Here is a 12,073-nt window from a genome sequence, read left to right on the forward strand (position 1 = left end):
GAACAAGTGGCTGACACACATCTGGACCATGACGTGCTGAGCGCGTTGCAGGAAGTTATGGAGGATGGGTATCCAGAATTGCTTGATACCTTTCTCGCCGATTCCGAAGAGCGTTTGAGTCTGCTGCGTAAAGTTGACGATGCCGATCAGCTGGGCGCCGCAGCGCACAGCTTCAAAGGCAGCAGCAGCAATATGGGCGCTACCCGGCTGGCCGAGCTGTGCCATGAGCTGGAGCAGCGAGCCAAGCAAAAAAGCCTCGAAGGTATTGAAGCGCTGGTCGGAGAAATTGACGGTGAATTCGCCATTGTCCGGCCCCTCTACGAAGCGGAGCGCCAGCGCTCTCTTGCTGAATAAGGCAGCCGTCCGGCTCTTTTAGCAGTCGGCGAACAAAGCTGGCTCGACCCTTGCAGTCAACTTACTCAACTGTACCTACGATCCCAGTGCAGCGGAGACCGTTATGCCCGTTACCCCCAATATTCTGCTTCAGGCCGCCGCTACGGCCAAGACTCAAGCCGCGACCGCCAATGCGCCGGCGCTGGCGGCTGAGCCCGGGGACAAGGCGTCCAGCTTCGCTCAGGTCTATGCCAATCAAGCCCAGAACAAGCCCTCGGCCGTGGCGGATGGATCGGCTAAACCCGCACGCGACAAAGTCTCGGACAGCGTCGGCAAAAAAGACGTGAGCGACGACAAGTCTGCCGCCCCGGAACCGACAGTTGCCGATAGCGGCAATTCCTTGCCCGCCGATAAACCGGCGCAGGCTGACGACCAGACGGCCAGCGATGACGCGCCGGGTACGGCCGAGGCGTTGACGCCAGTGGTCGATGCCGCGCCTGTCGATCCGGCTCTCGATCCTGCATTGATGGTGCAGCCGGCGGTGCCAGCCCCGGTGCCGGAAACCCCAACAGTTGTGGCCACTGCGCAATCACACGTTGAGGCACCTGTCGCTGCCGTGGCTACCGCGGCTGCGGCACAGGTGGTTGCGACCATCGATCCAGATTTTGATCCCGAAGCCGATCCTCTCGATGCGCTGCCAGCCGTGCGCATGGCCATGGAGCAGGGCGGGCACGTTTCGGCCGCCAGCCAGGCCCAGCCAAAAGCTGTGCCGACCCCGGCTAAAATCGACAGCGAGCCAACGTCGGCACAAAACTTTGCCGCGGGCATGGCGAGCATGCTCGATGTGCAAGCCGACCAGGACAGCACCAGTCAAGGTGGCGAGAAGGCTTTCAGTGGCCTGATCGATGACGGCCTCAAGGATCTCAAGTCCGCCAGCAGCGACACCCGTGTCGATGATTTCGCCAACCGTCTGGCGGCACTGACCCAGGCGGCAACGCCGAAGACGGCCAATGCATTGCCGGTGAGCCAGCCAATCGCCATGCATCAGAGCGGTTGGACCGAAGAGGTGGTCAATCGGGTCATGTATCTGTCCAGCGCCAATCTCAAGGCGGCCGATATCCAGTTGCAACCGGCCGAGCTGGGACGCCTGGATATTCGGGTGAACATGGTTCCGGATCAGCAGACCCAGGTGACGTTCATGAGCGCCCACCCAAGCGTTCGCGAAGCGCTCGACGGGCAAATGCATCGCCTGCGTGACATGTTCGCGCAGCAAGGCATGGGTCAGGTCGACGTCAACGTTTCCGATCAGTCTCGTGGCTGGCAGGGTCAGGGTCAGGAGCAGGCTCAACAAGGGCAGGGTGGACGTACCAATGCCAGTGGCGGTCGTCTCGATTCTGTCGATGAAGAGCTTCCTGTGACTGTCGCTGAAGTAACCGCCAACACCACCAGCGTGATTGGCTCCAGCGCGGTCGATTATTACGCCTGATTCACCACAAGACCCTGTGGGAGCGGGCTTGCCCGCGATGGGGGCTGGCAGTCAATATTTTCGTGACTGCTAACCGCTATCGCGGGCAAGCCCGCTCCCACAGTGATTTGTGGCGTTCTCCAGACAGCATGCTTTCCATACCCATCTTCTCCAGACACTTCTGGCATAACACTTGCTCTTGCCTTGCCGTGCGACTGTGAAAACCCGAATAGTGACGGATTATTGGCATGGCTAAGAGCGACGCAGCACCAGTGAAAGACCCCGCAACCAAAGGCAAAATCAAGCTGATCATTGTGATCGTCGTGGCCCTGTTGCTGGCGATCGGCTTGTCCGTGGGGGCGACCTGGTTCTTCATGCACAGCGCCCAGAGCAAGCCTGCCCCCGCCGCTGAAACCGCTGCGGTCGGCAAGCAGCCGGCGATTTTCGAGCCCATGGCTCCGGCCTTCGTGGCCAACTACAACCAGAACGGCCGTCAGCGCTACATGCAGGTGAGTATCACCATGCTGGGCCGCAATCAGGCCGATCTGGAAGCGCTCAAAGTCCACATGCCGGTGATCCGCAATAACCTGGTCATGCTGTTTTCCGGTCAGGATTTCGCCACGCTGGCGACCCCGGTCGGCCAGGAGATGTTGCGTCAGAAGGCCACCGCCAGCGTCCAGGAAGTGGCGCAGAAAGAGCTTGGCAAAGTGGTGATCGAACAGTTGCTTTTCACTAATTTCGTACTGCAGTAGGAACACGACATGGCCGTGCAGGACCTGCTGTCCCAGGATGAGATCGATGCGCTGTTGCATGGCGTCGACGATGGTCTGGTACAGACCGATAACGCTGCCGACCCCGGCAGTGTCAAAAGCTACGACCTGACCAGCCAGGATCGCATCGTCCGTGGACGCATGCCGACCCTGGAAATGATCAACGAGCGTTTTGCCCGCTACACCCGCATCAGCATGTTCAACATGCTGCGCCGCTCGGCGGACGTTGCCGTCGGTGGCGTGCAGGTGATGAAGTTTGGCGAATACGTGCACTCGCTGTACGTGCCGACCAGTCTCAATCTGGTCAAGATCAAACCGCTGCGCGGCACTGCGCTGTTCATCCTCGACGCCAAACTGGTGTTCAAACTGGTGGACAACTTCTTCGGCGGCGATGGCCGTCACGCGAAGATCGAAGGGCGCGAATTCACCCCCACCGAACTGCGTGTGGTACGCATGGTGCTGGAACAGGCCTTCGTCGATTTGAAGGAAGCCTGGCAGGCGATCATGGAAGTGAACTTCGAGTACATCAACTCGGAAGTGAACCCGGCCATGGCCAACATCGTCGGCCCGAGCGAAGCCGTTGTGGTGTCGACGTTCCACATCGAACTCGATGGCGGTGGCGGCGACCTGCACGTGACCATGCCGTACTCGATGATCGAGCCGGTGCGTGAAATGCTCGACGCCGGCTTCCAGTCAGACCTCGACGATCAGGACGAGCGCTGGATCAACGCCTTGCGCCAGGACGTACTGGACGTCGACGTACCGATCGGTGCCACCGTTGCCCGCCGTCAGCTACGCCTTCGCGACATTCTGCACATGCAGCCCGGGGACATTATTCCGGTCGAGATGCCGGAAGAAATGATCATGCGCGCCAACGGCGTACCGGCCTTCAAGGTCAAGATGGGCTCGCACAAAGGCAACCTTGCGTTGCAGGTGATCGAGCCGATCGAGCGCCGCTGACCGGCTCTCCAACCCCCTTTTAATTGACTGCTCTTGATTGAGCAGGTGCCCGCCGAGGACAAATGATGAACGACGATATGAACGCCCAGGACGACCAGGCACTGGCTGATGAATGGGCTGCGGCCCTGGAAGAAACCGGTGACGCCGGGCAGGACGATATCGATGCCTTGTTGGCCGCCGACGCCGCCGGTTCGCCGTCCAACCGTCTGCCAATGGAAGAATTCGGCAGCGTGCCGAAGAACAACGAGCCCGTGACGCTGGACGGTCCGAACCTGGATGTGATTCTCGATATCCCGGTGTCGATTTCCATGGAAGTCGGCAGCACCGACATCAACATCCGTAACCTGCTGCAACTCAACCAGGGGTCGGTGATCGAGCTCGATCGTCTGGCCGGCGAGCCGCTGGACGTGCTGGTCAACGGTACGCTCATCGCTCATGGTGAAGTGGTGGTGGTCAACGAAAAGTTCGGCATCCGCCTGACTGACGTGATCAGCCCAAGCGAACGCATCAAGAAGCTGCGCTGAGTGAAAAAGGTTCTGGGTTTTGTGCTGGGGTTAGCGCTGGCCTTGCCGTTCAGCGTGTTGGCGGCCGAGCCGGTAACGACGGCCGCTGCGCCGGCCGTCAGCAGCGGTGTGGCTGGGCAATTGACGCAATTGGTATTTGGTTTGCTGCTGGTGCTGGGGTTGATCTTCTTCCTCGCCTGGCTGCTGCGCCGGGTCCAGCAGGCTGGGCCGGCCGGCAAGGGGCAGGTGATCGAGCTGATCGGTTCCCGCGCGCTAGGTCCTCGTGACCGTTTGATGCTGGTGCAGGTCGGCAACGAACAGATTCTGCTCGGCCTGAGCCCCGGCACCATCACCGCGTTGCATGTGCTCAAGGAGCCGGTGCAAGTGCCGAGCGGAACTGAAAAAGCGACCCCGGAATTTGCCCAGCATCTGTTGAAGATGCTCGGTAAGGATCAGAAGGATAAGAAGTAATGGGTGCGCTACGCATCGTCTTGACGCTGGCCCTGATGCTGGTCGCGCCGCTGGCGTTCGCCGCCGATCCGTTGTCGATCCCGGCGATCACCTTGGGCACCAACGCCGAAGGCGCTCAGGAATACTCGGTCAGCCTGCAAATCCTGCTGATCATGACCGCGCTGAGTTTCATCCCGGCGTTCGTCATGCTGATGACCAGTTTCACCCGGATCATCATCGTATTCTCGATCCTGCGTCAGGCCCTGGGCTTGCAGCAGACACCGTCGAACCAGATCCTTACCGGCATGGCGCTGTTCCTCACCATGTTCATCATGGCGCCGGTGTTCGACCGCGTGAATCAGGATGCCTTGCAGCCGTATCTGGCGGAGAAACTCACCGCTCAGGATGCCGTGACCAAGGCGCAGGTACCGATCAAGGACTTCATGCTGGCCCAGACTCGCAGCAGCGATCTGGAGTTGTTCATGCGCCTGTCCAAGCGCACTGACATTGCTACGCCTGATCAGGCGCCATTGACGATTCTGGTGCCGGCGTTCGTGACCTCTGAGCTGAAAACCGCGTTCCAGATCGGCTTCATGATCTTCATCCCGTTCCTGATCATCGACCTGGTCGTGGCCAGCGTGCTGATGGCGATGGGTATGATGATGCTCTCGCCACTGATCATTTCCCTGCCGTTCAAGATCATGCTGTTCGTGCTGGTGGATGGCTGGGCGTTGATCATCGGCACCTTGGCGAGTAGCTTCGGCGGCGTTTCACCATGACGCCGGAAGTTGCCGTAGACATCTTTCGCGAAGCGCTGTGGCTGACCACCATGATGGTCGCCGTGCTGGTGATCCCGAGCTTGCTGGTGGGGCTGTTGGTGGCGATGTTCCAGGCTGCCACCCAGATCAACGAACAGACCCTGAGCTTCCTGCCGCGTCTGTTGGTGATGCTGGTGACGCTGATCGTTGCCGGCCCGTGGATGGTGCAGACGTTCATGGAATACATCCTCCAGCTGTACCACAGCATCCCGATGGTCATCGGTTAAGCCATGTCGTCGCTGCTTCAGCTGACCGACACCCAGATCAGCACCTGGGTGGCGACGTTCATGTTGCCGTTGTTTCGCATCGGTTCGTTGCTGATGGTCATGCCGATTTTCGGCACGACGCTGGTGCCCCAGCGCGTGCGTCTGTACTTCGCCCTGGCGATCACCTTGGTGATTGCCCCTGGCCTGCCGCCAATGCCGCCGGTCAATGCACTGGACCTGAGCGCGCTGCTGCTGATCGCCGAGCAAATCATTATTGGCGCGGTGTTGGGTTTCTCCTTGCAGTTGTTCTTTCAGGCTTTCGTGGTCGCCGGACAGATTGTCGCGATCCAGATGGGTATGGGCTTCGCCTCGATGGTCGACCCTACGAACGGTGTGTCGGTGGCGGTGATCGGACAGTTCTTCACCATGCTGGTGACGCTGCTGTTCCTGTCCATGAATGGTCACCTGGTGGTGTTCGAAGTCCTCACCGAAAGCTTCACTACACTGCCGGTCGGCGGCGGGTTGATGGTCAATCATTTTTGGGAGTTGGCCGGCAAGCTCGGCTGGGTGCTCGGTGCGGCGCTGTTGTTGGTGTTGCCGGCGATCACCGCGTTGCTGGTGGTCAACATTGCATTTGGCGTGATGACCCGGGCGGCGCCGCAGTTGAACATCTTCTCGATCGGTTTCCCGCTGACCCTGGTGCTCGGGTTGTTCATTGTTTGGGTCGGCCTGGCGGACATTCTCAATCAGTATCAGCCGCTGGCCGCCGAGGCTTTGCAGTTGTTACGCGAACTGGCACGGGCGCGCTGAGTCATGGCTGAGAGCGAAAGCGGTCAGGACAAAACAGAAGACCCCACGGAGAAACGCAAAAAGGACTCACGTGAGAAGGGCGAGATTGCGCGCTCCAAGGAGCTCAACACCCTGGCGGTCATGCTCGCCGGCGCCGGTGGGTTGCTGATTTTTGGCGGCGCACTCGCTCAGGATTTGATGGAGTTGATGCGCATGAACTTCTCGCTCTCGCGAGACGTGATTCTGGATCAGCGCTCCATGAGCACCTATCTGCTGCACTCGGGGCAGATCGCCCTCGTTGCGATTCAGCCAGTGATGATCACCTTACTGCTGGCTGCGTTGATTGGCCCGATCTCCCTCGGCGGCTGGCTGTTCGCGGCCGGCTCCATGGCGCCGAAATTCAGTCGCATGAACCCCGGCGCGGGTTTGAAACGGATGTTCTCGGCCAAGGCTTTGGTTGAATTGCTCAAGGCCTTGGCGAAGTTTTTCATCGTGTTATTCGTGGCGTTGGCGGTGTTGTCATCTGACATTGACGATCTGCTGCGCATCGCCCACGAGCCATTGGACATGGCGATCATTCACAGCCTCCAGGTGGTCGGCTGGAGTACCTTGTGGATGGCTTGCGGGCTGATCATCATCGCTGCGGTCGACGTGCCGGTGCAGCTCTGGGAAAGTCACAAGAAGCTGCTGATGACCAAGCAGGAAGTGCGCGACGAGCACAAGGATCAAGAAGGTAAGCCGGAGGTCAAGCAGCGCATTCGCCAGTTGCAACGCGAGATGTCGCAGCGGCGGATGATGGCCGCGATCCCCGAAGCCGACGTGGTCATCACCAACCCGACCCACTACGCCGTAGCCCTCAAGTACGATCCGGAAAAGGGCGGGGCGCCGATGCTGATCGCCAAGGGCAGCGACTTCCTGGCCCTGAAGATCCGTGAGATCGCCGTGGCCAACAATGTGCTGCTGCTCGAATCGCCGGCGCTGGCGCGTTCGATCTACTACTCCACGGAGCTGGAGCAGGAAATTCCTGGTGGGCTGTATCTGGCTGTGGCTCAGGTATTGGCCTATGTCTACCAGATCCGCCAGCACCGTGCCGGCAAGGGCAAGCGTCCGGATCCGCTTCAGGACGATTTGCCGATTCCGCCGGATCTGCGGCGCGATTCCTGATAAATCAACAGATCGCAGCCTTCGGCGGTGCCCATAGACGCGAGCTGCCGAAGGCTGCGATCTTTTCTGCTTTACCTGCTTTTGTGGTAGGGCAAGCCCTTCACCACAAGTCTGCACTAGCCTTGTGGGTCGAAGTTATCCAGCACCCGGTTCACCGCCAACTCACCGAGCATGACCACCTGTTGAATCCCCAGCATCGTGTTGCGATGTGTCCCGTCCACTAACCCGGCGAAATCACTGAGCATCACGCTTGCCGATGCCAGGGATGCGCAGGCATTGACCAGCAGGGTCTCGTTATCGACCTCGGTGCCGACGTGGTAAATGGTGCTGGGCTTGCGCGGAGTATCTTTGGGAATAACCGGTTTGAGGTAGTAATCGAGGGCGCGGTCGGCGGCTTCGTTGAGTTTTTTGGAATCGAGAGATTCGTAAGGGGATGCCGGATCGGTTTCCGGTGGGTTGGGTGTTGGTTTGAACATAGATGAATCTCCAAATCAGAAAAGAGGAGCCATCATCCTTCGCTACCAAACGAAGGGGTGGTGGCCATACGAAGGTTGGTAGACCGGTGACTTGGAAAACCGGCGCGCCCGAAGGCGCCCTGCGCATGGCCACCATAAACGCAGGCCGAAAAGGCTCTGCATCAGGTGCGCTATGCACGCAAGTCAAACCGGGCTACCAAACCCGATCGCTGTTTTTCAGCGACAGGGAAACGATAGAGCCCGGCCCTTAGGCGCACAAGCCGGCGGATTCTGGCGTAGTCGTAGGCAACGACGCAAGGATGTGTAGCCTGGGTGAGTGTCTGGAGATGTCGATTAAACATGTCTGTTTAAAATCAAAAGATCGCAGCCTTCGGCAACTCCTACACGGATCGCACGTTACCCGCGATGTTGCGGTGTAAACCCAATCCGTAGGAGCTGTCGAAGGCTGCGATCTTTTGATCTTCCGTGACTCGCGCAACCCTCTATTTTCCACCCCGGCAAAAGTTGGAAGGCTTCTTGCAATAGCCGCCCTGCGCCTGCTTCAGGCGTCAAAAGTTTGCTTCAAAGGAACGGGGAATACCGGTGGATCGCTCTCAGTTAATCAACACTGCACGCACAAACGTTGCCGACCTCAGTCGGGGCAATCTGGGTGTGCCGCTGTTGCTGCTGGTCATGCTGGCCATGATGATGTTGCCGGTGCCGCCGTTCCTGCTGGACGTGTTTTTCACCTTCAACATTGCCTTGTCCATCGTGGTGTTGCTGGTCTGCGTGTACGCCCTGCGACCGCTGGATTTTGCGGTGTTCCCGACCATTTTGCTGGTGGCGACGTTGCTGCGACTGGCGCTGAACGTGGCCTCGACACGGGTGGTGATGCTCCACGGTCAGGACGGTCATGCCGCCGCCGGTAAGGTGATTCAGGCCTTCGGTGAGGTGGTGATCGGCGGTAACTACGTAGTCGGTATCGTGGTCTTCGCGATTTTGATGATCATCAACTTCGTTGTGGTGACCAAGGGTGCCGGGAGGATTTCCGAGGTGAGCGCGCGCTTCACCCTCGACGCGATGCCTGGCAAACAGATGGCGATCGACGCCGACTTGAACGCCGGCCTGATCGATCAGAACCAGGCGAAATTGCGCCGGATGGAAGTGGCCCAGGAAGCCGAGTTCTACGGTTCGATGGACGGTGCCAGCAAGTTCGTGCGCGGTGATGCCATCGCTGGCCTGCTGATTCTATTCATCAACCTGATCGGCGGCATGGCGGTCGGTATCTTCCAGCACGGCATGAGCTTTGGTGATGCCGGCAAGGTTTATGCGCTGTTGACCATCGGTGACGGTTTGGTGGCGCAATTGCCATCACTGCTGTTGTCGACTGCCGCTGCGATCATGGTGACCCGTGCTTCCGGCTCGGAAGACATGGGCAAGCAGATCAATCGTCAGATGTTCGCTTCGCCGAAAGCCCTGGCAGTGGCCGCTGGCTTGATGGCGGTGATGGGCCTGGTGCCGGGCATGCCGCACTTCTCCTTTCTGAGCATGGCGGCCCTGGCGGCCGGCGGTGCTTACCTGTTCTGGAAGAAGCAGAACGCGGTCAAGGTTCAGGCCCTGCAAGAGGTCAAGCGTCAGCAGGAACTGCTGCCATCGCCGGCCCGCGCGCAGGAAACCAAGGAGCTTGGCTGGGATGACGTGACGCCGATCGACATGATCGGCCTGGAAGTCGGCTACCGCCTGATTCCGCTGGTGGATCGCAACCAGGGTGGTCAGTTGCTGGCGCGGATCAAGGGTGTGCGTAAAAAACTCTCCCAGGACCTGGGCTTCCTGATGCCGACTGTGCATATCCGTGACAACCTCGACCTGGCGCCCAGCGCCTACCGCCTGACCCTGATGGGCGTGATCCTGGCCGAGGCCGAGATTTATCCGGACCGCGAGTTGGCGATCAACCCGGGGCAGGTCTACGGCACGCTCAACGGCATCACCGCCAAAGATCCGGCTTTTGGTCTGGAGGCGGTCTGGATCGAAATCAGCCAGCGTGCCCAGGCCCAATCCCTGGGTTACACAGTGGTCGATGCCAGTACGGTAGTGGCAACGCATTTGAACCAGATTCTGTACAAGCACTCCAGCGAGCTGATAGGCCACGAAGAAGTCCAGCAACTCATGCAATTGCTGGCCAAAAGCTCACCGAAACTGGCAGAAGAGTTGGTGCCGGGGGTGGTTTCGCTGTCGCAACTGCTCAAAGTCTTGCAGGCATTGCTGGCCGAACAAGTGCCGGTACGAGACATTCGCAGCATCGCCGAAGCCATCGCGAACAACGCCGCCAAGAGTCAAGATACTGCCGCTTTGGTGGCCGCGGTGCGCGTCGGCGTATCTCGCGCAATCGTGCAAAGCATTGTAGGTACTGAGTCGGAGCTGCCTGTGATCACCTTGGAACCAAGGTTGGAACAAATATTGCTCAATAGTCTTCAGAAGGCAGGACAAGGCTCGGAAGAGGGTGTTCTGCTGGAGCCAAGCATGGCAGAGAAACTGCAACGCTCGTTGATCGAAGCGGCGCAGCGTCAGGAAATGCAAGGTCAACCGGTGATTCTGCTGGTGGCCGGTCCGGTTCGCGCGATGCTCTCGCGATTCGGCCGACTGGCAGTCCCGGGTTTGCATGTGTTGGCTTATCAGGAAATTCCTGACAACAAGCAAGTGACCATCGTTGCGACAGTAGGGCCCAACGGCTGAGGTAGTGGTTTATGCAAGTTAAGCGTTTTTTCGCCGCCGATATGCGTCAGGCCATGAAACTGGTTCGTGATGAGCTGGGCGCCGATGCCGCCATCATTGGCAATCGCCGGATCGCTGGCGGTGTCGAGCTGACGGCTGCCCTGGATTACAAATTGTCGGCGCTGGCCCCGCGTGTTCCGAACATGGAACTCGAGGACGAGCTGCGCAAGACCCAGTCGCGGATCGTCACCGCCCAGGCCGAACTGAGCCTGCGTAGCGATGGCGAGAGCGACAAAACCACCAATCGCCAGTTGTTCGCCGGCCTGCCGTTGACCGCCGCCGAGCCACTGATCGAGCCAACGCTGGCAGAACCTCGGCGCCCGGCACCTGCGCCTGCCGCGGCGACCGGCGTCGACCCGCGTGCGTTCGACTCGATGCGTTTCGAGCTCAACAGCCTGCGTGAACTGATGGAAGTGCAACTCGGCTCGCTGGCCTGGAATCAGCTGCAAGGCAGCCGTCCGGCGCAGGCCAACCTCTGGCGTCGTCTGCAACGCATCGGCCTGTCCGGCCCGTTGTCGCGCGATCTGCTGGCACTGATTACCGACATTGAAGAACCCCGTCAGGCCTGGCGCATGTTGCTCGCGCACCTGGCGCGGATGATTGCCACCCCGGAAGTCGAGCCCTTGGAAGAGGGCGGTGTAATTGCGATGGTCGGCCCGGCTGGCATGGGCAAGACCACCACGCTGGCCAAGCTCGCGGCCCGCTATGTGCTCAAGTACGGCGCGCAGAACATCGCGCTGGTGAGCATGGACAGCTACCGCATCGGCGCTCAGGAACAGCTCAAGACTCTGGGCCGCATCCTCAACGTGTCGGTCACCCACGTCGACCCGGGCCAATCGCTGGTGCAGGCGCTGGAGCCTTTGCTGCGCAAACGCGTGGTGCTGATCGATACCGCCGGCCTGCAGGCCAGCGATCCGGCACTGCGCATGCAGCTCGAAAGCCTGGCCGGACGAGGGATCAAATCAAAAAATTATCTGGTCTTGGCAACCACTAGCCAAAAACAGGTTCTAACCGCCGCTTATCACAGTTACAAGCGTTGCGGGCTAGCTGGCTGCATCCTGACTAAACTGGATGAAACGGCAAGTCTGGGTGAGGTGTTGAGCCTGGCCATCAGTCATGAATTGCCGGTGGCTTACCTGACCGATGGCCCGCGGATCCCGGATGACTTGCATCTGCCGCGTCGTCATCAGTTGGTCAGCCGCGCCGTTAGCGTGCAAATGCAGGAAGAACCCAGCGAAGAAGCCATGGCTGATATGTTCGCTGACCTCTACCACAGTCCGACCAAGCGGGTTGGCTGAGGTATTAATGAACAGTTTTTGTACCTACATCGATGGTCTGCCAATGCATTGTTCAGTTGGTGAACGCGCAGCCAGTAATGTGGCCTCCGT

13 protein-coding genes are annotated in these 12,073 nt (G+C 59.5%); 12 read left to right on the top strand and 1 reads right to left on the bottom strand.

What is annotated here, in order from left to right:
* Positions 1-6: 6 nt before the first annotated feature.
* From ACZ3HH_RS24705 to flhB, 10 genes are all read left to right on the top strand, one after another.
* Positions 7-354 (top strand): Hpt domain-containing protein, encoded by a 348-nt coding sequence (locus ACZ3HH_RS24705; RefSeq protein WP_465808565.1) that lies wholly within the window; start codon positions 7-9, stop codon positions 352-354.
* Between the two features lie 103 nt (positions 355-457).
* A complete protein-coding gene (locus ACZ3HH_RS24710; protein WP_465808567.1) occupies positions 458-1,819 on the top strand; it encodes a flagellar hook-length control protein FliK in 1,362 nt (453 codons plus the stop codon).
* A 227-nt stretch (positions 1,820-2,046) separates the two neighbouring features.
* The gene (gene fliL, locus ACZ3HH_RS24715; RefSeq protein ID WP_465808569.1) at positions 2,047-2,550 is read left to right on the top strand and encodes a flagellar basal body-associated protein FliL; all 504 of its coding nucleotides are present in this window, start codon (positions 2,047-2,049) and stop codon (positions 2,548-2,550) included.
* A gap of 9 nt (positions 2,551-2,559) precedes the next feature.
* Positions 2,560-3,528 (top strand): flagellar motor switch protein FliM, encoded by a 969-nt coding sequence (gene fliM / locus ACZ3HH_RS24720; RefSeq protein ID WP_465808570.1) that lies wholly within the window; start codon positions 2,560-2,562, stop codon positions 3,526-3,528.
* A 65-nt stretch (positions 3,529-3,593) separates the two neighbouring features.
* Entirely contained in the window at positions 3,594-4,052 is a 459-nt protein-coding gene (gene fliN, locus ACZ3HH_RS24725; RefSeq protein ID WP_465808746.1) for a flagellar motor switch protein FliN, read from the top strand.
* A complete protein-coding gene (gene fliO / locus ACZ3HH_RS24730; protein WP_465808571.1) occupies positions 4,053-4,502 on the top strand; it encodes a flagellar biosynthetic protein FliO in 450 nt (149 codons plus the stop codon).
* Complete coding sequence (gene fliP / locus ACZ3HH_RS24735; RefSeq protein WP_052966797.1) at positions 4,502-5,260, top strand: flagellar type III secretion system pore protein FliP; 759 nt, start codon at positions 4,502-4,504, stop codon at positions 5,258-5,260. Before fliO ends, fliP begins: the two co-directional genes overlap by 1 nt.
* Positions 5,257-5,526 carry a flagellar biosynthesis protein FliQ gene (gene fliQ / locus ACZ3HH_RS24740; RefSeq protein ID WP_460147271.1) on the top strand — a complete coding sequence of 90 codons (270 nt, stop codon included), beginning with the start codon at positions 5,257-5,259 and terminating at the stop codon, positions 5,524-5,526. Before fliP ends, fliQ begins: the two co-directional genes overlap by 4 nt.
* 3 nt (positions 5,527-5,529) lie before the next feature.
* On the top strand, positions 5,530-6,315 hold the full coding sequence (gene fliR, locus ACZ3HH_RS24745) for a flagellar biosynthetic protein FliR (protein WP_465808572.1): 786 nt from the start codon (positions 5,530-5,532) through the stop codon (positions 6,313-6,315).
* A 3-nt stretch (positions 6,316-6,318) separates the two neighbouring features.
* A complete protein-coding gene (gene flhB, locus ACZ3HH_RS24750) occupies positions 6,319-7,458 on the top strand; it encodes a flagellar biosynthesis protein FlhB (RefSeq protein ID WP_465808573.1) in 1,140 nt (379 codons plus the stop codon).
* 116 nt (positions 7,459-7,574) lie between these two features.
* Here flhB and ACZ3HH_RS24755 read toward each other — a convergent pair whose 3' ends face one another.
* A complete protein-coding gene (locus tag ACZ3HH_RS24755) occupies positions 7,575-7,934 on the bottom strand; it encodes a DUF6124 family protein (protein WP_465808574.1) in 360 nt (119 codons plus the stop codon).
* A gap of 582 nt (positions 7,935-8,516) precedes the next feature.
* Between ACZ3HH_RS24755 and flhA the strand changes: the two genes are divergently transcribed.
* The gene (gene flhA / locus ACZ3HH_RS24760; protein WP_460147263.1) at positions 8,517-10,646 is read left to right on the top strand and encodes a flagellar biosynthesis protein FlhA; all 2,130 of its coding nucleotides are present in this window, start codon (positions 8,517-8,519) and stop codon (positions 10,644-10,646) included.
* A gap of 11 nt (positions 10,647-10,657) precedes the next feature.
* Entirely contained in the window at positions 10,658-11,983 is a 1,326-nt protein-coding gene (gene flhF, locus ACZ3HH_RS24765) for a flagellar biosynthesis protein FlhF (protein ID WP_465808575.1), read from the top strand.
* The last annotated feature ends 90 nt before the right edge of the window (positions 11,984-12,073 follow it).

It is taken from the genome of Pseudomonas sp. PME37.24/025 (assembly GCF_055556615.1).

Coding starts and splice junctions, on each gene's coding strand:
- ACZ3HH_RS24710 (WP_465808567.1), top strand. CDS start 458: ATGCCCGTTACCCCCAATATTCTGCTTCAGGCCGCCGCTACGGCCAAG.
- flhF (WP_465808575.1), top strand. CDS start 10,658: ATGCAAGTTAAGCGTTTTTTCGCCGCCGATATGCGTCAGGCCATGAAA.
- fliR (WP_465808572.1), top strand. CDS start 5,530: ATGTCGTCGCTGCTTCAGCTGACCGACACCCAGATCAGCACCTGGGTG.
- fliQ (WP_460147271.1), top strand. CDS start 5,257: ATGACGCCGGAAGTTGCCGTAGACATCTTTCGCGAAGCGCTGTGGCTG.
- fliN (WP_465808746.1), top strand. CDS start 3,594: ATGAACGACGATATGAACGCCCAGGACGACCAGGCACTGGCTGATGAA.
- flhB (WP_465808573.1), top strand. CDS start 6,319: ATGGCTGAGAGCGAAAGCGGTCAGGACAAAACAGAAGACCCCACGGAG.
- fliL (WP_465808569.1), top strand. CDS start 2,047: ATGGCTAAGAGCGACGCAGCACCAGTGAAAGACCCCGCAACCAAAGGC.
- fliM (WP_465808570.1), top strand. CDS start 2,560: ATGGCCGTGCAGGACCTGCTGTCCCAGGATGAGATCGATGCGCTGTTG.
- fliP (WP_052966797.1), top strand. CDS start 4,502: ATGGGTGCGCTACGCATCGTCTTGACGCTGGCCCTGATGCTGGTCGCG.
- ACZ3HH_RS24755 (WP_465808574.1), bottom strand. CDS start 7,934: ATGTTCAAACCAACACCCAACCCACCGGAAACCGATCCGGCATCCCCT.